22 protein-coding genes are annotated in these 20257 nt (G+C 43.7%); 16 read left to right on the top strand and 6 right to left on the bottom strand.

All coding sequences use genetic code 11. From position 1 onward, the window contains the following. Nucleotides 1-155: 155 nt before the first annotated feature. Entirely contained in the window at nt 156-392 is a 237-nt protein-coding gene (locus N39L_RS23565; protein ID WP_014275198.1) for a hypothetical protein, read from the top strand. A 100-nt stretch (nt 393-492) separates the two neighbouring features. Here N39L_RS23565 and N39L_RS23570 read toward each other — a convergent pair whose 3' ends face one another. Together N39L_RS23570 and N39L_RS23575 are read right to left on the bottom strand one after the other, a co-directional pair. Beyond that, entirely contained in the window at nt 493-843 is a 351-nt protein-coding gene (locus tag N39L_RS23570; protein ID WP_410246172.1) for an HAD family hydrolase, read from the bottom strand. 64 nt (nt 844-907) lie between these two features. After that, nucleotides 908-1723, bottom strand: a complete 816-nt coding sequence (locus N39L_RS23575; RefSeq protein WP_035738193.1) for a Uma2 family endonuclease — start codon at nt 1721-1723, stop codon at nt 908-910. Nucleotides 1724-1862: 139 nt separating this feature from the next. Here N39L_RS23575 and N39L_RS23580 point away from each other — a divergent pair, with 139 nt between their 5' ends. From N39L_RS23580 to N39L_RS23595, 4 genes are read left to right on the top strand one after another with little or no spacing between them, the layout of a single operon-like run. Continuing rightward, a complete protein-coding gene (locus tag N39L_RS23580; protein ID WP_006615832.1) occupies nt 1863-2096 on the top strand; it encodes an antitoxin family protein in 234 nt (77 codons plus the stop codon). 3 nt (nt 2097-2099) lie between these two features. After that, the gene (locus N39L_RS23585) at nt 2100-2258 is read left to right on the top strand and encodes a PIN domain-containing protein (RefSeq protein ID WP_014276558.1); all 159 of its coding nucleotides are present in this window, start codon (nt 2100-2102) and stop codon (nt 2256-2258) included. An 18-nt stretch (nt 2259-2276) separates the two neighbouring features. Beyond that, nucleotides 2277-2495 carry a type II toxin-antitoxin system VapC family toxin gene (locus N39L_RS23590; protein WP_006615831.1) on the top strand — a complete coding sequence of 73 codons (219 nt, stop codon included), beginning with the start codon at nt 2277-2279 and terminating at the stop codon, nt 2493-2495. Continuing rightward, complete coding sequence (locus N39L_RS23595; protein ID WP_286131459.1) at nt 2482-2607, top strand: hypothetical protein; 126 nt, start codon at nt 2482-2484, stop codon at nt 2605-2607. The genes N39L_RS23590 and N39L_RS23595 overlap by 14 nt, the downstream gene beginning before the upstream one ends. On the opposite strand, the gene N39L_RS23600 is transcribed toward N39L_RS23595, so the two are convergent. After that, nucleotides 2588-3445, bottom strand: coding sequence for a Uma2 family endonuclease (locus N39L_RS23600; protein ID WP_014276559.1), 858 nt, complete (start codon nt 3443-3445; stop codon nt 2588-2590). The genes N39L_RS23595 and N39L_RS23600 overlap by 20 nt on opposite strands. Nucleotides 3446-3749: 304 nt before the next feature. Between N39L_RS23600 and N39L_RS23605 the strand changes: the two genes are divergently transcribed. Genes N39L_RS23605 through N39L_RS23620 form a run of 4 tightly spaced genes read left to right on the top strand, consistent with a single transcriptional unit; the run spans nt 3750 to nt 8172 of the window. After that, nucleotides 3750-4796, top strand: a complete 1047-nt coding sequence (locus N39L_RS23605) for an ABC transporter ATP-binding protein (protein ID WP_006616319.1) — start codon at nt 3750-3752, stop codon at nt 4794-4796. A 57-nt stretch (nt 4797-4853) separates the two neighbouring features. Further along, a complete protein-coding gene (locus N39L_RS23610) occupies nt 4854-5654 on the top strand; it encodes an ABC transporter permease (protein WP_006616320.1) in 801 nt (266 codons plus the stop codon). Nucleotides 5655-5662: 8 nt separating this feature from the next. Beyond that, a complete protein-coding gene (locus tag N39L_RS23615; RefSeq protein ID WP_014276560.1) occupies nt 5663-7441 on the top strand; it encodes a GldG family protein in 1779 nt (592 codons plus the stop codon). Nucleotides 7442-7467: 26 nt separating this feature from the next. Continuing rightward, nucleotides 7468-8172, top strand: a complete 705-nt coding sequence (locus tag N39L_RS23620) for a DUF4340 domain-containing protein (RefSeq protein WP_006617960.1) — start codon at nt 7468-7470, stop codon at nt 8170-8172. A 36-nt stretch (nt 8173-8208) separates the two neighbouring features. Here the strand turns inward: N39L_RS23620 and N39L_RS23625 are convergent, their stop codons facing one another. Continuing rightward, a complete protein-coding gene (locus N39L_RS23625; protein ID WP_006617961.1) occupies nt 8209-9357 on the bottom strand; it encodes a CBS domain-containing protein in 1149 nt (382 codons plus the stop codon). A gap of 325 nt (nt 9358-9682) precedes the next feature. Between N39L_RS23625 and N39L_RS23630 the strand changes: the two genes are divergently transcribed. Next, nucleotides 9683-11554, top strand: a complete 1872-nt coding sequence (locus N39L_RS23630; protein ID WP_006617962.1) for a hybrid sensor histidine kinase/response regulator — start codon at nt 9683-9685, stop codon at nt 11552-11554. A gap of 56 nt (nt 11555-11610) precedes the next feature. Continuing rightward, the gene (locus tag N39L_RS23635; RefSeq protein WP_014276562.1) at nt 11611-12282 is read left to right on the top strand and encodes an N-acetylmannosamine-6-phosphate 2-epimerase; all 672 of its coding nucleotides are present in this window, start codon (nt 11611-11613) and stop codon (nt 12280-12282) included. Here the strand turns inward: N39L_RS23635 and N39L_RS23640 are convergent. Beyond that, a complete protein-coding gene (locus N39L_RS23640) occupies nt 12258-13208 on the bottom strand; it encodes a ribonuclease Z (protein WP_006617964.1) in 951 nt (316 codons plus the stop codon). The genes N39L_RS23635 and N39L_RS23640 overlap by 25 nt on opposite strands. Before the next feature lie 60 nt (nt 13209-13268). Beyond that, a complete protein-coding gene (locus N39L_RS23645) occupies nt 13269-14738 on the bottom strand; it encodes a phytoene desaturase (RefSeq protein ID WP_014276563.1) in 1470 nt (489 codons plus the stop codon). Nucleotides 14739-15024: 286 nt separating this feature from the next. Here N39L_RS23645 and N39L_RS23650 point away from each other — a divergent pair, with 286 nt between their 5' ends. The 5 genes from N39L_RS23650 (at nt 15025) to N39L_RS23670 (ending at nt 20217) form a co-directional block, all read left to right on the top strand. Then, nucleotides 15025-16500 carry a hypothetical protein gene (locus N39L_RS23650; RefSeq protein ID WP_043468538.1) on the top strand — a complete coding sequence of 492 codons (1476 nt, stop codon included), beginning with the start codon at nt 15025-15027 and terminating at the stop codon, nt 16498-16500. A gap of 182 nt (nt 16501-16682) precedes the next feature. Continuing rightward, nucleotides 16683-17033 (top strand): slr0373 family blue light stress response protein, encoded by a 351-nt coding sequence (locus N39L_RS23655; protein WP_014276565.1) that lies wholly within the window; start codon nt 16683-16685, stop codon nt 17031-17033. Nucleotides 17034-17142: 109 nt separating this feature from the next. Continuing rightward, on the top strand, nt 17143-18672 hold the full coding sequence (gene ycf46 / locus N39L_RS23660; RefSeq protein ID WP_006617968.1) for a stress-responsive protein Ycf46: 1530 nt from the start codon (nt 17143-17145) through the stop codon (nt 18670-18672). A 150-nt stretch (nt 18673-18822) separates the two neighbouring features. Beyond that, nucleotides 18823-19176 carry a DUF1257 domain-containing protein gene (locus N39L_RS23665; RefSeq protein ID WP_006617969.1) on the top strand — a complete coding sequence of 118 codons (354 nt, stop codon included), beginning with the start codon at nt 18823-18825 and terminating at the stop codon, nt 19174-19176. 408 nt (nt 19177-19584) lie between these two features. Next, the gene (locus N39L_RS23670) at nt 19585-20217 is read left to right on the top strand and encodes a hypothetical protein (RefSeq protein ID WP_006617970.1); all 633 of its coding nucleotides are present in this window, start codon (nt 19585-19587) and stop codon (nt 20215-20217) included. Nucleotides 20218-20257: the final 40 nt, after the last annotated feature.

A 20257-nucleotide genomic window follows, 5' to 3' on the forward strand; every position in this document is an offset into this window, starting at 1 on the left:
CAGAGAAGAGCTAAACAGAATATCATCAACGCTTAGGCGAGAAATAGAAGACCATAATAAACTTATATGGATAAACATCAACCACATGGAAAAATACTTAACCAAAAATCAAGATTATTTTCCGTTAAATATCCAAAACCAAAAATATAAAGATTATGGCGACTGATGTTTTACCAGAATTATTACGGGTAGGAAGTGATGGGGTAGTGATATTTTTAGTGTGGTCTTTGATGAAGCAAAACCAAAAGTTAATAGCAGAGGTCAACTCAAGAGACAATGAATTGATGAAGTTAATTTACAAAATACTTAGCAGTGAACAACGAGGGACAAGAAGTAAACGCGATCGCACAATCAAGCCAAAGCCACAAGAATCCGTTAGGACTTGGGAGTAGAGTTGTCTGTGGCCCTAACGAATAACGGGTTGTCAAGTAGCCATTACTCATGGCCATAATCATCATACAGAAAAACTAAAGCGATCGCCAGCCAAGTCAGTTAACTCGTATAAACGCTTCCGGTTAAAACCAAAGATAAAACATCGGTGCGCTGTTGCAAATTCTCCAAAATTTCCCGCACTCCCGCCAACACATATCCCCGACATCGCAGCAACATTTCGGGGAGATGTTTAATGTAGAGTTTCTGAAGTTGTTCGATATTTTCCGCCGTCGGTTCAAGATTGCACTTTTCTAAAATCCTGCTGCAAATATCCCAATCTGTCAATCCCGCCATATTCAAAGCTGACAAATCCGTGCGATCGCCTGTCAGTTCTGCGATCGCTACCTCCATCGACAGCCGCCCCGCCCCTTTAGTGTTTAAAAGCGTCCCGTCAATATCCCAAAATAACACCGTTTTCAACTTCTCAAATACCCCCTCTCCCCTATTCAAGTTGACTTAGTAACCCACCTTTATATTACAGTTCATCCGGGTTAATTCCCTGGGCGCGTAATAACTCCGCTAGTCTTTCCGCCCGTTGGCGTTCAGCCTCCGCCCGTTGGCGTTCCTGCTGTAACTCTACTTCTGCCCTTTCCGCCCGCTGACGTTCAATTCTAGCCCGTTCATCCCCCGTTAATAGCAAATTACCCTGATTATCCCACCAACGCAGCCAAGGCAATTCTACGTTGCTATACTGTCCCCGCCAAATCCCTAATTCTACACCCATGGAGTGAATGGGATAGTGACCTCTTTCATTCGCCGCCACTAACTCATAGTGATTTTCCACTAGGTGATAGACTTCTACACTGGCTTTTTGGACTTCATAGATAGCATAGAAAGCCGGACGGATAACTTGTTCATATACCCAAAATTTACCGGGTTTTTGACGTTCTCCAGAAATTTTAGATAAGGGAGTGAGATCGCGTTCTTCGGAACCATCACCGGACACAAATTCTATGGCAATTAAAGGGGGGATATATTCCTGCCATAATACATAGGAACGTCTGAATTTTCCGTCGAGGCTGGGGGGTACGTTGGGAACATAAAACCAGTCTGGACATTCCGCGCCGCGTTCTGGGGGTTCTGTCAGCCGCCAATAGATACCACAATCTTGACCTATAGCATATTGCTGGTCTGGGTGTATACTATCTAGTTTTGATTGAATGGAATCAGTCAATAAGATACTTTGGGGATGCTCCTGAAAGTTTTTCACAAAAGTACCGTCGGAGTCGGGGAGTTGGGTATGATCGGGAAGTGAGGTAATTCCCAGTTCTGATGATTGGGCGATGGTCATAGTTAATCGTTTTTCATCGCAGTTTATGGCAAATAGTATAGCATTTTGATAGGATTTGAGAAGGCGATCGCCTTGGTTCATGGTAGGCGCGATCGCTTATAATTTACTAAAAATCCCTAGGACTATTTGATTGAGAACCATGACATTTACACTCCCAGCCATTTATGAACAAGGAATGCTGCGACTCCTGCAGCCCGTCGATCTACCAGAAGGAACATCAGTTCAAGTAATCATTAGTGCTAATGACTCAACTCAGGAGAACAAAAATCCCGCCCATATTTTAGCTCAAATTGCCGCATTACCTTTAGAAGGCGATCGCGAAAATTTTTCTGGATGCGACCACGATCGCATTCTCTATTCCCATCAGAAATAAATCATGATATTCGTAGATACGAGTGCTTGGTTTGCTAGTGTCGTTCCTTCAGATCCCTATCATCAGGCGGTCAGTATGTGGATGCGTCAAAATACCGAGGCTTTTCTGACAACAGACTATATTGTTGATGAAACACTGACACTGTTAAGAGCCAGAAAATAAACGGCGCGATCGCTTGCTATGGGAAAAGCATTTTTTTCGGGTCAGCTTGGTAAACTCTACTTTCTCAGCGAAGCAGACATTCAGTTAACATGGCAACTTTTCAGGCAATTTTCAGATAAAGAGTGGAGTTTTACCGATTGTAGCAGCAAAGTCATTATCGAAAAATTAAACATCAGCAAAGCTCTCAGTTTAGACAATCATTTTCATCAGTTTGGCTCAATTATTGTCATTCCCTAAAAAGGAACTTATCAAACTTTTCTGTAAACAGGCGATCGCCTCTAGGCTTTTCTCAAAACCAGGTAGGTGCGATCGCCTCTATTTACAGTTATTTAAAGTTCCTCCGGGTTAATTCCCTGGGCGCGTAATAACTCCGCTAGTCTTTCCGCCCGTTGGCGTTCCTGCTGTAACTCTACTTCGGCTTGTTCCGCCCGCTGACGTTCATTTTCCGCCCGCTGACGTTCATTTTCCGCCCGCTGACGTTCATTTTCCGCCCGCTGACGTTCAATTCTAGCCCGTTCATCCCCCGTTAATAGCAAATTACCCTGATTATCCCACCAACGCAGCCAAGGCAATTCTACGTTGCTATACTGTCCCCGCCAAATCCCTAATTCTACACCCATGGAGTGAATGGGATAGTGACCTCTTTCATTCGCCGCCACTAACTCATAGTGATTTTCCACTAGGTGATAGACTTCTACACTGGCTTTTTGGACTTCATAGATAGCAGAGAAAGCCGGACGGATAACTTGTTCATATACCCAAAATTTACCGGGTTTTTGACGTTCTCCAGAAATTTTAGATAAGGGAGTGAGATCGCGTTCTTCGGAACCATCACCGGACACAAATTCTATGGCAATTAAAGGGGGGATATATTCCTGCCATAATACATAGGAACGTCTGAATTTTCCGTCGAGGCTGGGGGGAACGTTGGGAACATAAAACCAGTCTGGACATTCCGCCCCGCGTTCTGGGGGTTCTGTCAGCCGCCAATAGATACCACAATCTTGACCTATAGCATATTGCTGGTCTGGGTGTATACTATCTAGTTTTGATTGAATGGAATCAGTCAATAAGATACTTTGGGGATGCTCCTGAAAGTTTTTCACAAAAGTACCGTCGGAGTCGGGGAGTTGGGTATGATCGGGAAGGGTAGTAATTCCCTGTTCTGATGATTGGGCGATGGTCATAGTCAGTAGTTTCTCATCGCAGTTTATGGCAAATAGTATAGCATTTTGATAGGGTTTGAGAGGGTCTACGCCTATTGTGAAACACCGTTAAAACTAACATCGTCGCCTTTAAGGAATAATTAGGGGTTGACAAGGGGAGGAGCGATCGCCTAGATTAAATCTACCAGGGTGGCGTAGCTATACTCATGACTAAAAAATCAACACAAGAAGCAAGAGGGGAAAACTGAACCAAGAAATAATCAGGAAAGTCCCGAAATCAGTTAATGTTAAAGGTGATTATTCCCAGACCGATAGCACATAACCCATGATTGAAGTTGAGAATCTGTGCAAAATTTATGGCACAACTCCAGCCATTGAGGATGTATCCTTTTCTGTGAAAGCGGGGGAAATCTTAGGGTTTTTGGGACCCAATGGCGCAGGAAAGACTACCACTCTCCGTATTTTATCAGGCTATTTACCAGCCACAAATGGAACAGCCCGAATTGCTGGATATGAAGTCCACGAACAATCAATGGCGGTGCGGGAGAGAATTGGCTACCTGCCGGAAACACCCCCATTGTACCCTGATATGACGGTTGAGGGTTTTCTGCATTTTGTGGCGAGGATTAAACGGGTGGCGGCGGGCGATCGCCCTTTACGAGTAGAAGCGGCTATGGAACGCTGCGGTATATTGGATCGCCGCCGGAGTCTAATTCGTAAACTATCTAAAGGCTATCGTCAGCGGGTGGGAATAGCTCAGGCGATCGTGCATGATCCACCTGTGATAGTGTTAGACGAGCCGACAGTGGGGTTAGATCCGCGCCAAATCATCGAAGTGCGGAATTTAATCAAGAGTCTAGCCGGAGACCATACGATTATCCTATCTACCCATATTTTACCTGAAGTAAGCATGACCTGTAGCCAGGTGGTAATTATCAATAAGGGTCAAATTGTAGCGACCGGAACTCCAGAGAATCTTATGGAGAAGTTGACGGCGGGAGCAGGGTATGAGATAGAAGTAGAGGGAGAAATAGAAGCGGAAACCCTAAACTCTCTGTTAGCAGTTCCTGGAGTCAAAATAGTTGACCTATTACCAACATCTCCCACTGAACCACGCCAGCGGTTACAGGTTGTCTGTGAAACTACCAGGGAACCCGGACCTGAGCTGATAGCAGCCTGTGTGACTGAGGGAATAAAAGTTCATGAAATGCGGCGCACTCGTGCTAGTTTAGAGGATGTTTTCCTAACTCTTACCTCCCAAGAAGAAGTGACGATCACCCGATCGCCTTCTGAGGATGAACCCGAGTCTGAGGAGATAGCCAAAGACCAGCTAGAAGAAGACCAGCCAGAAGAAGAAACAGTTGATAATTAATAGTTAGCTACGGATGATTGCTCCGGTTCTGCTTAAACTTTAAACTGATATTAAACTATGCTAGTCGTTTTTAGTAATATCATCGCCATCTATCGCAAAGAACTCCAGGGATATTTTGCCTCTCCGTTGGCTTATGCGATCGCCGGAATTTTTTGGCTACTAACTGGATACTTTTTGATCGCTATTCTGTTAGGACCTGATGGACTGATTCAACAAGTAGCTTTGAGAGATCAAATGGGTTTAACGGAACCGCCCATTGATTTATCCTATGAGTTTCTGCAAGTATTTTTGAGGCTTATGGGAACCATATCTCTGTTTGTGCTGCCTATGTTATCAATGGGATTATATGCAGAAGAACGCAAACGCGGAACCCTAGAACTGTTGGCGACTTCTCCGATTACTAACTGGGGAGTAGCTACGGGAAAATTACTAGGAGTTATCACCTTCTATAGTACCATGATTTTACCGCTGTTTGTGCTACAGGCGATCGCCTTGAGCGTATCTAGCCCTCCCATGTCTCCGGGGATTATGATAGTCTCTCATCTGGGGTTAATTTTGCTGGCTGCTGGTGTGTTATCCCTGGGAATGTTTATTTCTTCCCTAACCGATAGCACCTTACTTTCGGCGATCGGTACTTTTGCCTTAGTGCTATTTTTATGGGTTGTCGATATCATTGGTCAAGCTGTAGGAGGACCCCTAGGAGATGCTCTCTCCCATTTATCATTAATCTCTAATTATACTAATTTAGTACAAGGAGTTATTGAGATCAGGAGTTTGGTGTTATTTGGGAGTTATGTAGTGTTAGGGGTGTTTCTCACCGCCCAGTCTATTGATGCGTTTCGCTTTCAGCGATCGTAAAATGTTTTATGAAAAAAAATCGAATTCTTTGGCAAGTTTTTAAATACTCATTTTGGCTAGGTCCCATGATTGCGATCGCTGGTTTATCAGCGGGTTTCGTATCGGGAATATGGCAGCCAGTTCCCCTAGCTTTAATCATCACTGGGGTGGTAATTATCGGGGTGTGGTTAGCCCTAAAAGGTTATTGGGAAACTGACCTAAAAGACAAACGATTAAAGAATCGTAGGTCTACTCAAGCCGGGACTAACGCCCTAGTGGCAACAGTTTCCGTGATTGTAATTATCGCCTCAATTAATATTATTGCAGTACGGAACCCAGTTCGCATTGACTTAACTGAAAATCAACAATTTACCCTCGCACCCCAAACCCAAACTATCGTTACCAACCTTCCTGAACCCTTAAAAGTTTGGGTATTTGACCCGACCCAAAATCCTCAAACTAAATCATTATTAGACCGCTACCGAGAAAAGAACCCAGCCTTATTTAGTTACGAGTTTATTGATCCACAAATGCAACCAGGTCTAGCCCAAGAATTTGGGGTGAGAAATTTTGGTGAAATTCATCTGGAAGCCGGAAGCCGTCGCCAACTTATTCGCCGGGAAGGAAGACAACCACTAACGGAAGTTACATTAACTAATAGTATTGAACAAATTTTTAGCGATCGCACTTCCCAAATTTATTTCCTCCAAGGTCACGGACAAAGACCACTTCAAGCCGGACAAGGAGGCTTTCAACAGGCTGTTGATAGTCTCAAAGAAAGAAACTTTGTAGTTGAACCTCTCAACCTAGCACAAGCCACAGGAATTCCCGAAAATGCCAATGTGATTGTGGTAGCAGGTCCTCAACAAAGGCTATTTGAAGGGGAAGTTAACGCCTTAATTGATTTCCTTGACAATGGCGGCGGTTTGCTATTAATGCTAGACCCGAAAACTGACCCAGGGTTAGATAATTTATTGGATAAATGGGGAGTAAAATTAGACGATCGCATTGCTATTGACGCAACTGGTAGCGGTCGATTAGTTGGTTTAGGTCTCACAGTTCCCATTGTCCGCGAATATGGCGATCATCCTATTACTAGAGATTTTGGTAATAATATATCTCTGTTTCCGTCAGCGCGTCCTGTGGAAACTCGCCCCGTAGACGGAATTACTGAAACTCCCATAATTTGGACAGATACACAAAGTTGGGCGGAAAGTAATTTAGTAGAGGGAAGATTAGAATTTAACCCGGAAACAGATCGCGAAGGTCCTCTATCTTTGGGAGTGGCTTTAACCCGAGTTTTAAACCCCCAAGAAACTCCCACGGCGGAAACTACCGAAACTGAGGAAACCACAGAAACTCCCACGGCGGAAACTGCGGAAACTACCGAAACTGCGGAAACTCCCACGGCGGAAACTGTGGAAACTACCGAAACTGCGGAAACTGCGGAAACTGCGGAAACTGAGGAAACTGAGGAAACTGCGGAAACTGCGGAAACTGAGGAAACCACAGACACCGAGGAAACCACAGCCACTGCTCAAGAAGCCAGACTGGTAGTATTCGGAAACTCTCAATTTGCGACTGATGGCTGGCTTGAACAACAACTCAATAGAGATATATTTGTAAATACTATTGTTTGGCTGAGTCAACCAGACCAAGAAGTGTTATCTATCGGGGTTAAATCTGTTACTAGCCGTCGGATTTTGATGACTCCCCCATTAGGTCGGTTGTTAAGTTGGATGGCTTTAGTGATTTTCCCGTTCATGGGATTTGCTGTATCAGCTTTCCTCTGGTGGCGGCGACGATAAAATGGCATTGATGTGGAGGTTTAGTTATGAAATTGCAGCAATCAACCCGGATTTTAATGATTATTGCTTTGGTATTAGCGGGGGGTGTTTATGTGGTAGAAATTCGCGGAAAATCTCAACAGCAAGAAATCCAAGCTAGACAAGATCGGATTTTTGATGTTTCTCAAGATGATATCCAATCTCTGGTTATAGAAACAGGCGATCGCACTTTAAAAATTCAACGAGTTGGGGAAGATGAAACTGATGCAATCACCCCCTGGAAAATGCTTGAACCTATGGAATATCCCGCTAATATTGCGAGGGTGAATGCCGTTTTAAATCAATTGGTAAATAGCCAGAGAATTGCATCTAATCCTAACTCAGGTATTAGGAAATTAACCATTTCTAAATCACAATTAGAGGATTATGGATTGGTTGATCCTCAAGATTCGATCCAAATTCAACTACGAGATGAAACTACTCATCGCCTAGTTTTGGGTAAGTCTGATTTTAGTGGTGATGCAATTTATGCAATGACCAATCCTCCCGAAACTTTACCAGAAAATATCTCGATTTTAGTAATTTCTAAGACGGCGCGAGATGCTATTAGTCACCCCCTATATGAGTGGATTATGGCTAAAGATTCCGAAGATTTATTATCTCCAGAAACTCCCACGGAAACTCCCACGGAAACTCCTACGGAAACTCCCACCGAAGTGGAGACAGAAGAAGTTGACACCCCAGAAACATAAAATCAGATAGTAGCCGACTGTATTAACTATATGCAATTAATTATTATTCGATAGGTTCGGAATTAGATTAGTTAAACCTAGATTAGGGTTTTCTAGTAGTTGATCCAATTCAGCGATCGCCATTTCAGCGCGTTGAGTGTTTAAAATCATTTTGCGGGTAACTTCGTCTTCTTTATGAGCGATATCTTTCAGGTTATTAATATGAACTTTAAAATGACTAGAAACATTATTCATTTGTTGGCTTAAATCAAGAGTTTGTTTAACCAGTCGATTCATTTCTAGGTTAATTTGACTTAAAACTGTTTGATTAGTCGAACTTTGTTGATAAGTTAAAACCGAAGCCTGTACCGAGAGATATCGGACTTTTTGGACAATTTCCGCCATAATTGTCGAAGCGGAATTAATAGTTTCCAAATCCCTAGAAATATTTTTAATCACTGACTCTAAATCTTCCGAATTTTTATGAATAGAATTAGCGCCGATAAAAATTGCATGAAATTCGCGATGACTTTCCTTAGAAACCAGCCGACCAGTCTGGACAATTTCTTGATAAATTTTGAGGATTTTTTGATAATGTTGATTAATGGCATTTTCTCTTTCTATAAAACGACTTTGATATAGCTTTTTCATAATATTTTTCTCAATATTGAGATTATGATTCGCCTCATTAATCCGTTGTTTTTCCTGATTTAACAGGTTAAAATACTTCTGCTTTGTCTGTTCTTGCTGTTCAATTATTTGACGAGATTTCTGTAAAATTAAGGTTTGGGCTTGACAAAGAATCCGAAAATCTATCAACCGAAATTCATGGTGATCACAGATGAGGACAATAGGCTCATAAATCAGATTAATAGACCGATTCATCGCCAGTTGTACTGCTTCATTAATGGGCGTATCTGACGACAACATCAGGGGAGGAATCCGGGTAAAATCTAAGAGTTTCTGAATGGGGTGGTTGCTGTAGATTTCCTCCCAATTAGGTAAATAGATTTTTTCTAAAAATTTGCTGCGGGAAATCATCCCTATTAATTCGGAATCGTCGATAATTAATACACCGGGAAGTTCGGGATTTTGGTAGAGTTCTTTAGCTACAATATCTGATCTAGTCACCGAACTAACCTGATAATTATGGGATGCTAGGTCGGCGAGAGTTGAGTTAAGGGTGAGGGATAATTGCTGAGTCATAAAGTTATATTTTTTAGACAAATACAATCAAACCAGGTCCAAGCTGTGATCGCCATTGGAGATAGGCTTAATCGTTGAGGTCAAAAAAGTGGATCAGCCTACCAGAGAATCTGATAGCCACTATTACACAAAATATTAAAACAATATTGCAACAAATCTGACCCTGAAAACGCCTACATCAGCCACATGGAGAGAGAAAAACCCTGAATCGAACCCTGATCAGAAGCGATCTAAATGAGGTAGAGTGGTTTGGTGCTATCTTTAGAGTGTACAGCAAAAATCTGTGTTTGCTTAAATCTGTGCGATCGCAATATTTACTAAGCCTGTGGATGATTCCCTAAATAAGCAACTGGAAAGAGAGCGACTTTTAAATCAAGTGACGACCCAGATTCGCCAGAGTCTTGACCTGTCGGTAATTTTGTCAACCGCAGTCGAACAGTTGCGCGAATTTTTGCAGGTTGATCGTCTGGTGATTTATCAGTTAAACACCTATCATGTCCAGACCGGTGATCATCCTAAAGACCTATCTCCTGAATTAGAAGAACCCGACTTAAATACCGAAATCCCCACCCCAGAAGCCGATCGCCATGATCCGATTCACGGAAGTATTACCTATGAGGCTAAATCCTCTGATGCGATCGCCTCACTCCTAGACTGGGAACAAGCCGATCGCTGCTTTGCTCAAGTTCCCGAATGTCAACAATACTATCAAAAATCTATCATCCATTGCATCCCTAATATTAAACTGCACTATCAGTCATCCCCGGAATTGTATGCGATTTTACAACAAAAGCAGGTTATGGCGCAACTGGTGGCTCCAATTTTAGTACAAAAACAGCTTTGGGGTCTATTAATTGCTCATCAGTGTTTTAGCGATCGTCAATGGAAAGAAACCGAGCAAAAATTTATTAGTAAAATTACTCAACATCTATCGATCGCTATCTATCAAGCCCAACTGTACGCCCAAGTTCAGCAACAAAAACAAACCTTAGAAAGACGGGTTAAAGAACGCACCCAAGCCCTTCATGATGCCCTCTTAGCCGCTCAATGTGCTAACCGTGCTAAAAGTGAATTTTTAGCCACTATGAGTCATGAATTACGAACACCGCTTACCCATGTAATTGGCATTTCATCGACTTTATTGAGGTTATATAGTCAGCCTGAGAATTTTCCCGCCCTACCCCTAGAAAAGCAAAAACATTATCTGCAAACTATTCACGATAGCGGCGAAAATCTACTGGCTTTGATTAATGATATTCTCGATCTCTCCCAAGTTGAATCTGGTAAAACCGTCCTAAAAATTAGCCAATTCTCCCTGGGAAAAATGGCGCAACAATGTTTACATACTTTGCGAGATTTTGCCAAAGAAAAAGGAGTGAATCTCTACTTAAAAATGAAGGTTGATCAAGACCTTTTTCGGGCAGACTATCGCCGGGTTAGACAAATTTTGCTCAACCTATTAAGTAATGCTATTAAGTTTACCCCTAAAGGTGGTCGCGTCACCCTCACAGTTTCCCGGAAAGACAAAATGGCTATCTTTCAAGTTAAAGATACTGGTATTGGCATTTCTAAAGAACAACAATCCCTATTATTCGAGAAGTTTCAACAATTAGATTCTCCCTACCGCCGCCAATATGGTGGCACGGGTTTAGGGTTGGCTTTGACTAAGCAATTGGTGGAGTTACATGGCGGTAGCATTCAATTTGAATCGGTCATTGGCTTAGGTACTAAATTTACGGTTTACATCCCTATTCAACCTTTAATTGACAAAAATAATTCTAACTACAAAACCTCTCTGCCGTCTATGTATACAGATAGTCCTCAAGGTAGATTGGTCTTGATTGAAGATGATGAGGAAACCGCGACTTTAATCTGTGAATTACTAACAGCAGCCGGTTATCAAGTGGTATGGTTGATGGATGGTTTAACGGCTTTGGCAACTATTGAACTTCTTAAACCAGATGCGATTTTGATGGATTTACATATTTCAGGACAAGATGGTTATGATATTGTTCGTCATCTTAGGGAAGATGCCACTACCCAGAAAATTAAAATTGTTGCCCTTACTACCAACAGCGATGAACAGGAACAATCCTTACAATTCGGGGTTGATAAATGTTTGAATAAACCTATATTACCTAATCAACTACTGAATCAAATCGAATCCTTAAACCTGGGCAAAAATTATGAGGATTAAATTGATGCAATAGCTGTTATAATTTAACCAGGATTATTGGTATCTAAAAAATATCTATGTTAACCCTTCCGTCTGGCTTAATTGTATCTTGTCAAGCCCCTGTTGACTCCCCCTTACATGACCCGGAAATTATCGCAGCGATCGCCAAAACGGCAGTTAAACGGGGGGCGGTAGGGGTGCGAATTGATACCCCCGCCCATATCGCGGCGGTGCGCCAACAGGTCGCTCAACCCATTATCGGGCTATGGAAACGACAATTTCCGGGGTTTTCTGTTTATATTACACCTCGGTTTGAAGAGGCGGCGGCGATCGCTCAAGCTGGGGCTGATATTATTGCCATTGATGGGACTTTAAGAAACCGCCCAGACGGGGAAACTGTGGCATCTTTAATCGCCCAAATTCATCAAAAATTAGCTAAACCAGTGATGGCTGATATAGATACTTTAGCAGCAGCAATAGCAGCGGTTGAAGCGGGGGCGGACTGTGTGGGAACCACTCTCTATGGCTACACAGAGGCGACTAAACACCTATCGCCCCCAGGTTTTGAACTTCTTAGTCAATTGGTTAAACAGCTTGATTGTCCGGTGATTTGCGAGGGGGGTATTAGTTCCCCGACTTTCGCTAAACAGGCGATCGCTTTAGGGGCTAATGCGATCGTGGTCGGAACAGCTATTACTGGTATTGATTACCTAGTACAGGGATTTCAAGAAGCTATTACTAATTCCTGATTTCTGGGAATGTCATAACTCATAAAATCATAGGCCATTTTGGTATTGGGAAAAATTGCCCTAGCTTCCTTTAACAAATCCTCCAAAACTATATCATTTCCCGGTGCATAGCGGGGGCTAAAATGCGTCATTAATAGAGTTTTGACCCCCGCAGCCAAAGCCACCTGCGCCGCCATTGTAGAGGTAGAATGCAGTCGCTGAAATGCCATGTCAGCATCAAGATGAGAAAATGTAGCCTCATGTATGAGAACATCCGCACCATCAGCTAATTCGATCGCCCCATCACACAAGACCGTATCCGTACAATAAACGAATTTACGGCCGATTTCTGGTTTTCCACAAAGAGCAGAACCATTAATTTGACGACCATCTGGAAGGGTGACGATTTCCCCATTTTTCAGTTTACCATAAATCGGTCCGGGTGGAATCCCCAAGGCTTGAGCTTTTTCGACATAAAAACGTCCGGGGCGATCCTTTTCTTCGATCCGATATCCAAAGGCGGGAACTCGATGTTTGAGAGGTCCACAACTGACAATATATTCCTCGTCTTCGTAAATTATTCCCGGTTTAACGCGATGGACTTTTACCGGATAAGAAAAGTGGGTTTGAGAATAGCGAGTGCAGGATTTTAAGTAATCTTCTAATTCAGGGGGTCCGTAGATATCTATGCGGTTAGCATTTCCGGCTAAACCACAGGTGGCTAGTAATCCCATTAAACCAAAAATATGATCACCGTGCATATGGGTGATGAAAATACGACTCAGTTGGCTGACTTTTAATTCACTACGCAAAAACTGATGTTGGGTTCCTTCTCCGCAGTCAAATAACCAAAGTTCTGCCCTTTGGGGAAGACGTAGGGCGATACTCGAAACATTTCGCGATCGCGTGGGAACTCCTGAACTTGTGCCTAAAAATGTAATCTGCAAAATGGCTACTCCTTTAATTTCAGCTTGGCGATTTTAGTTAATTTGTGTCCGGTTTAAAAATCACGCTTTCCCCACTAAATCAGATACAATTTTAGCCGAACTTATCACTCCGGGAATACCAGCGCCCGGATGAGTTCCCGCCCCGACAAAATACAGATTAGGGATATCTTCACTCACATTATGGGGACGAAACCAAGCCGACTGCATTAAGGTGGGTTCTAGGGAAAATGCACTTCCTAAATAGCTGTTTAGGGTATTTTGAAAATGCAGAGGGTCTATACAATTTTCGGTGACAATATGTTGGGATAAATTGGGCATATATTGATTTTCTAAAAATTGAATTAAGCGATCGCGATAGGGTTTTGCCATGATTTTCCAGTCCGTATCTCCTGCTAAATTAGGAACTGGAGATAGCACATACCAACAATCACAACCCGCTGGCGCTAAGGATGGATCAGTGGCAGTAGGACGGTGTAAATACAGAGAAAAATCTGATGATAGGTGTTTTCGTTTAAACAAATCATCCATTAATTCTCGATAATTCGGCCCCATGATAATTTCATGGTGTGCCATATTATTATAACGTCTATTGGTGCCAAAGTAAACTACAAATAGAGAAATTGAATGGCGCAGGCTTTTAATTTGGCGATCGCTATATTTTCTCCTAAATTTGGGTGAGATTAAATTGAGATAAGTAAACGCCACATCACCATTACTCACTACCGCCTCAGCTTCTAACATTTCCTGGCTCTTCAAAATCACGCCTTTGGCTTTTCTGGTGTCTTCATCAATCACAATTTCCTCAACTTCCGCATTGAGACATAAAACCCCCCCTATCTCCTCAAAAAGTCGCACCAAAGCCGCCACCAAAGCACCCGTCCCCCCCATAGCAAACCAAATCCCAAAAACCTGTTCAAGTTTATGAATCATGGCATAAATCGATGTACTATTAAAAGGATTTCCACCAATCAATAAAGGATGAAAACTAAACACCTGGCGTAACCGTTCATCCTGTATATATTGATTCACAAATCCCGCCACGGATTTATAGGATTGAAGTTGTATCATGGCTGGCGCAACTTTGAGCATCTCCCTAAATTTATGAAAAGGTTTAGTCATCAAAGGCAATCCTTTACTAAAGACTAAATCCGCCGCCCGACAGAATTGTTGATATCCCTGTACATCTCCAGGATTAAACTCTCGAATTTGCTCGATAAGTTCCTGATAATTATCATTATAGTTAAATACTGAACTATCGGGAAATCTGACCCGATAAAAAGGGTCAAGTTTGACTAATTTTACATAATCAGACATGGAGCGATCGGCTAAAGTAAATAAATCCTCAATTAACCCAGGTGCGGTAATAATGGTAGGACCACCATCAAAGGTAAAACCATCCTGCTGATAGCAATAAGCCCGCCCTCCGGGTTTATCTCGCTTCTCCAAAATAGTTACTTGATGACCTAAAGCCTGTAACCGAATCCCCGCCGCCAGTCCGCCTAAGCCACTCCCAATAATGATAATATTCATGAGTCTAGTCAATTCCAGTTAATAGTTACCATAATATCCTAAAATATGTAATGATAAACAAGTGGTAAATAGAGACGTTTACAAATAGCCGAGCCTAATGGTTCCCAATTAAGCTAACTTAAAGAGTGCGATCGCCCTTGGCGATCCTTCCCCACAATTGGAGCCTGAGCCGACATAATTAGGTAAGCAGATAGGAAATCAAACCCTTATCAAAATTAGTGGCTTCTCCAGACGGAAAAGTTAAAACCCAACTGGTCTGTATTCAGCGTCATTTGTCAAAACATCGATGAGTAGATTCTATAGTCTCCGGTTCACCACCCAAATTTTAGCCCTGTTGCCGATGGTACTTATGGCTGGATGTTCCCAGTCTCAACAGTCGGCTACACTTAGCCAAGTATCGGAAAAAGCGATCGCCGCCCAAGTGTCTGAATCAGAATCAGTCCCCAATGCGATCGCCCGGTCAGCCAATCAAATTATATCCAAATCCAATCACTGCGTCGAAACCAACCCCTTTGATGAATCAGTGCGTTTTGCTCTGAGAGCCTCCAATTTAGCCCAAAACGCCCGCACCAAGGAAGATTGGGACGAAGTAGCCCGTCAATGGGTGCAAGCTGTAGCATGGATGCAAGCCGTCCCTCCCCGCAGTCCCCGGCGCAGCTTTGCCGAAAGAAAAGTAGTAGAGTATATGCGTAACCTGACCTACTCTCAACAACAAGCCGCCAGAAGTAGGTCAGTAAGCGCTTTTCCCAGTTTTGACAGCGAACTTTTCGATCGCCAATTAGAGCTATATCTATCCTATTTAAGCACTGTTGGCACGCCAGACATTTTAATTGTCGGCAGTTCCCGCGCCCTTCAGGGAGTAGATCCTAATCAAATGCAGCGTTCCCTCACAGCTAGAGGCTACGGAAACCTAAGAATTTTCAACTTTGGTATCAACGGCGCTACAGCCCAGTTAGTAAACTATTTAATTAGGGAAATCTTACCCCCAGAGCATTTACCTCCGATGATTCTGTGGGCTGACGGAGTGCGAGCCTTTAATAGTGGTCGTTTTGATCGCACCTTTGCAGCAGTTTTAGCATCTGCGGGACATCAACGCATAGGTTCTGGTATCCGCCCCCAACTAGCCCAAGCACAACCTTACCCAACCACCTGTCACGAGTTCCCAGCGCTTTGTGTGGCTAGGGGGTCAAAATTCAATTTTTACCAAGCCAAGCCGGATATCACCTTAGATCCGATCATGGGGGACTCATCAGCAGACTGGGAACTAACAGATTTAGTCTATCGCTCTGGACAACAGCCCGTTAATCTCACTCCCATATCTCTTGATAACATTGATGCTCAAGGATTCCTACCCCTAAGCGATCGCTATAATCCTAATACCTATTATCAACGTCGTCCTTATGTCTCAGGTCGCTATGACGGAGACTATCAATCATTTAACCTAGAGGGAGTACAAGCGAGAGCCTTTGATTCTGTCGTCGCCTTTACTCGCGGCCGCAATATTTCCCTAGTCTTGGTTAACCTTCCCCTCACCCAAGGCTATTTGGACTCTGTGCGCTGGTCTGCGGAACGTCAATTCCGCGATCGGATGATATACCTTTCCCGACAGCAGGGGTTCCTGTTTGTTGACCTCTCCCAAAGGGCTCTCACCCAATACGATTATTTTGTAGACCCTAGCCACCTCAACCGTTACGGCGCGAGGGCTGTCTCTCAAAAATTAGTCGCTGAACCCTCTATTCCCTGGCCCAGGAGGAGAAACTGAGCGATCGCTACCCCAGCCCTGTGCCGTCAATTTACCCACCCCACCAGTGGTTTTTTGGTTTTTTTGGGGATAATTGTAACGAAATATTACAAGTTTGACGTTATAGCAGCATAACTGCTTGACATCTCAAAAAATACCCGCTATGTTGTCATACATACCCGGGTACACAAGTTCACTGTCCTATGCAAAGTAAGCAAAAGGTAACACTCTATATTCCACCTCAACTGCATCGCCAACTCAAAATCAAGGCAGCAGTTGAATCGGAACCAATGTCCGCTCTAGCTGAAAAAGCTCTTGTCTTCTATCTCACCCACCCAGAAATCGTAGATGAGTTAGAAGGACTACGCGGACATAGCCACAAGGTTTATGCCTGTCCCGAGTGTGCCAGTTCTGTGGTCATAGACCAAGGCGAATTGGTATCACTCAAGAACCAACCCACTGTACTGTCGGACGAAGAAATTTCGGTTACGCAAGTGCGAGAAGTGGGTCCAACCACTGCCCACACAGGGGAAGAAGAACTCGTTCCCTGTTGAGGAAGTCAAAAAACCTAGCTTCGATGATAGTGCGATGTCGTGCTCACAATCGGATATGGGGAAACACCATTAGTAAACGTTGTACCGTCTCTACCCTGGATCGAGGACTATGCAAGAAGAACTTAGTATCCTAATTGAAGCTCGATATCCTCTGATCTACCTCGTGACTTTCGAGGAGGAGCGGTCTGAGCAGGCGATCGCCACCATTGCACAGAACTCGAAGCGCCAGCGGGAAGTATACGTTTGGACAGTAACAAGGGGACTGACCCAATACAGCAAGGATCAAGCCCGTAACACAGTACAGTCTAACACGGTATCACCGCAATCGGCGATCGAATGGGTAATTCGGCACAGAGAGCCAAATGCTAGTGGCAGTATTTACATCTTTAAGGACTTGCACCCCTTTAAGGATTCTCCAGAAGTAACCCGGTGTTTACGCGATGCGATCGCTAACTTCAAAAACACAAACAAGACAATCATCTTGATGTCTCCAGTGCAAGAAGTACCTATCGAGCTAGAAAAGGAAGTAGTGGTCCTTGACTTCCCCCTACCGGACATGACAGAACTCAATCAGGTACTGTCTGCCCAACTTGAGCAGAGCCGTTCTAAGCGCATCAACACGGAAACCAGGGAAAAACTCCTGAAAGCTACCCTAGGTTTAACAAAAGATGAAGCTGAGAAAGTTTACCGCAAAGCCCATGTAACTGCAGGTAAGCTAACTGATAAAGAGGTTGAAATTGTTCTGTCTGAGAAAAAACAACTCATTCGGCGCAATGGCATCCTAGAGTTCATAGATGTTGATGAAACCATTGATGCCGTTGGGGGCTTAGAAGAGCTGAAACACTGGTTACAGCAGCGTTCTAATGCCTTTACCGAACGAGCCAGAGAGTATGGTCTACCCCAACCCAAAGGGATGCTAATTTTGGGAATTCCCGGTTGTGGAAAATCCCTGATAGCTAAAACTACATCTAGGCTGTGGGGTTTACCCCTGTTGCGATTAGATATGGGTCGGGTCTACGATGGCTCTATGGTAGGGCGATCGGAAGCCAACCTTCGTAACGCCCTCAAAACGGCAGAATCCATTTCTCCAGCCATCCTATTCATCGATGAATTAGACAAATCCTTTGCCGGAGGCAGTGGCTCTGCTGATTCAGACGGTGGCACATCTAGCCGCATCTTTGGTTCATTCCTAACCTGGATGCAAGAGAAAGAATCCCCCGTGTTCGTTATGGCAACCGCCAACCGAGTCGAAAGGCTTCCCGGTGAGTTCCTCAGAAAAGGACGATTTGACGAAATCTTTTTTGTAGACTTACCCACCAAGGAAGAACGACAAGCTATTTTTAAGATTCACCTCTCCAAACGTCGCTCAGATATTGATCGCTTTGATATCGATCAGCTCTCTACCATATCTGAAGGCTTCTCAGGAGCGGAAATTGAGCAAGCCTTAGTCGCTGCCATGTATGAGGCATTTGCTCAGGATCGCGAGTTTACGCAGCTTGACATTATCGCCGCCATTAAGGCAACCCTACCCCTGTCAAAAACGATGAAGGAACAGGTCACAGCGCTACGAGACTGGGCCAGACAGCGGGCGCGACCGGCTGCGTCCTCCGTCGCTGAATATCAGCGCATGGAGTTCTAACAGGCTTTCTCCTGGTCCAAACAGGAGTAAAGGCTAGCATATTCGCTAGCAGTTTCTATCACAATCGTCTTTGCATCCCACGAAGAGCGATTACAGTTCAAATCAAAACCGTTGTTGTTTCGTTTTTAGTTCCACTAGGAGGATACCTAAATGTCTCACTTTAGCACACTGCGTACCAAGATCACCGATGCCGAAATCCTGAAATCTTCTCTGCGTGATCTGGGTATCTCTGTGAATTCCAACGCTGACGTTCGCGGTTACAACGGCCAGCGCGTCCGTGCCGACTTGGTTGCCGTCCTTGATGGCGAGTATGACCTGGGTTGGTCTCGCAATAGCGATGGAAGCTACGATTTGATCGCTGACCTGTGGGGTGTTGCTAAAAAACACAACCAAACTGAGTTGATCAACTCTATCAATCAAAAATACGCCGTTAACAAGACTTTGGCTGATGTTAAACAGCGTGGTCTCCAAGGCGCAAACGTCAAACTGGTTGTTCAAAAATAGAATCTCTGAGCGTTCCCAAGCTGGCGGGTTAACCATAATGACGGGTTAGCCCGTTTTTTGTGTGGCTAGTTAATTTAACCATGGAAACAGCCCTGACCATGCTACCATCTTGGTTTTGGGCGGGTTTATTAACATCAACGGGGTGATTATCCCATTGACTTCATGGCTTTATATGGTCCAAATCAGCTATTAAATGAAAAGGGATGAACGAGCTATAATTGAACGTCAGCAGACGGAAATGGCAGAGGGAGTATTTGAAAACTTGACAACGGTTTGATTTGGGGATATCGACCGGATACTCGTGAACACCCGAGCCGGTTGGCTAGATTCGTCGCGATCACCCATTCTTGATTAGCCCTAGCTCCAGGGTAGAATCTGGTAGGTAATGGTAAAAAAAGAAACATAGCCATGGAACTTCACTTAGAATCAACCTTTCATTTATCAAACCTGGATCTTTCTTATTCTAAATTAGATGATTTGCAAGTTACCCGAATCGATACTACTGTCAAAATTGACGGTAGTATCGATTTATCAAAAGAAGAATTAGAGGAAAGATGGGCATCGGGAGATTACCCGGAACCCATTGAGATTGGCAGAATGCAAGCCCATCGGTTCGATTTATATTACAATCAAGGAGAGGTCGTAATTGTCGCCGATTGTATGAACTCGGACTTGTCATACTTTGCATCGTTCTTTCTCTTAGAGGAAGGTCAGGATGCCATAGAATATAGTCGCTACTTGTTCTACATAAATAGCGTTTTCATTGAACCCAAGTACCGGGGCATGGATTACGGCTTGCAGGCATTGGCGATGTTTTTACAGGGTTTCGCCTGGGGGGAAGTTGTGGGTTGCCATCCAGTTCCTACTAACGACTTATCCGGCAAATATCCCAAACAGAAAGGGCAGTCACTGCTACGAAAATATTGGTCAAAAGTTGGATTTGAATCCTACAGCGAAAAGCATAATATTCTCTGGACTTCAGAATGGGAGATGCCTCGTTGGTTAAAACGTAAAATTTTTGAAGAAGAGAAATGGTATTGAATACCAGCTTGTGGGCGCTGACAACGACGCGATAAAACTG

This window comes from Limnospira platensis NIES-39, from assembly GCF_026000695.1.
Taxonomy (GTDB): domain Bacteria; phylum Cyanobacteriota; class Cyanobacteriia; order Cyanobacteriales; family Microcoleaceae; genus Limnospira; species Limnospira platensis.

What these genes read in the sequence shown, in the direction of transcription:
- N39L_RS23565 (WP_014275198.1), top strand. Translation starts at nt 156, where the DNA reads ATGGCGACTGATGTTTTACCAGAATTATTACGGGTAGGAAGTGATGGG.
- N39L_RS23575 (WP_035738193.1), bottom strand. Translation starts at nt 1,723, where the DNA reads ATGACCATCGCCCAATCATCAGAACTGGGAATTACCTCACTTCCCGAT.
- N39L_RS23580 (WP_006615832.1), top strand. Translation starts at nt 1,863, where the DNA reads ATGACATTTACACTCCCAGCCATTTATGAACAAGGAATGCTGCGACTC.
- N39L_RS23585 (WP_014276558.1), top strand. Translation starts at nt 2,100, where the DNA reads ATGATATTCGTAGATACGAGTGCTTGGTTTGCTAGTGTCGTTCCTTCA.
- N39L_RS23590 (WP_006615831.1), top strand. Translation starts at nt 2,277, where the DNA reads ATGGGAAAAGCATTTTTTTCGGGTCAGCTTGGTAAACTCTACTTTCTC.
- N39L_RS23600 (WP_014276559.1), bottom strand. Translation starts at nt 3,445, where the DNA reads ATGACCATCGCCCAATCATCAGAACAGGGAATTACTACCCTTCCCGAT.
- N39L_RS23605 (WP_006616319.1), top strand. Translation starts at nt 3,750, where the DNA reads ATGATTGAAGTTGAGAATCTGTGCAAAATTTATGGCACAACTCCAGCC.
- N39L_RS23610 (WP_006616320.1), top strand. Translation starts at nt 4,854, where the DNA reads ATGCTAGTCGTTTTTAGTAATATCATCGCCATCTATCGCAAAGAACTC.
- N39L_RS23615 (WP_014276560.1), top strand. Translation starts at nt 5,663, where the DNA reads ATGAAAAAAAATCGAATTCTTTGGCAAGTTTTTAAATACTCATTTTGG.
- N39L_RS23620 (WP_006617960.1), top strand. Translation starts at nt 7,468, where the DNA reads ATGAAATTGCAGCAATCAACCCGGATTTTAATGATTATTGCTTTGGTA.
- N39L_RS23625 (WP_006617961.1), bottom strand. Translation starts at nt 9,357, where the DNA reads ATGACTCAGCAATTATCCCTCACCCTTAACTCAACTCTCGCCGACCTA.
- N39L_RS23635 (WP_014276562.1), top strand. Translation starts at nt 11,611, where the DNA reads ATGTTAACCCTTCCGTCTGGCTTAATTGTATCTTGTCAAGCCCCTGTT.
- N39L_RS23645 (WP_014276563.1), bottom strand. Translation starts at nt 14,738, where the DNA reads ATGAATATTATCATTATTGGGAGTGGCTTAGGCGGACTGGCGGCGGGG.
- N39L_RS23650 (WP_043468538.1), top strand. Translation starts at nt 15,025, where the DNA reads ATGAGTAGATTCTATAGTCTCCGGTTCACCACCCAAATTTTAGCCCTG.
- N39L_RS23655 (WP_014276565.1), top strand. Translation starts at nt 16,683, where the DNA reads ATGCAAAGTAAGCAAAAGGTAACACTCTATATTCCACCTCAACTGCAT.
- ycf46 (WP_006617968.1), top strand. Translation starts at nt 17,143, where the DNA reads ATGCAAGAAGAACTTAGTATCCTAATTGAAGCTCGATATCCTCTGATC.
- N39L_RS23665 (WP_006617969.1), top strand. Translation starts at nt 18,823, where the DNA reads ATGTCTCACTTTAGCACACTGCGTACCAAGATCACCGATGCCGAAATC.
- N39L_RS23670 (WP_006617970.1), top strand. Translation starts at nt 19,585, where the DNA reads ATGGAACTTCACTTAGAATCAACCTTTCATTTATCAAACCTGGATCTT.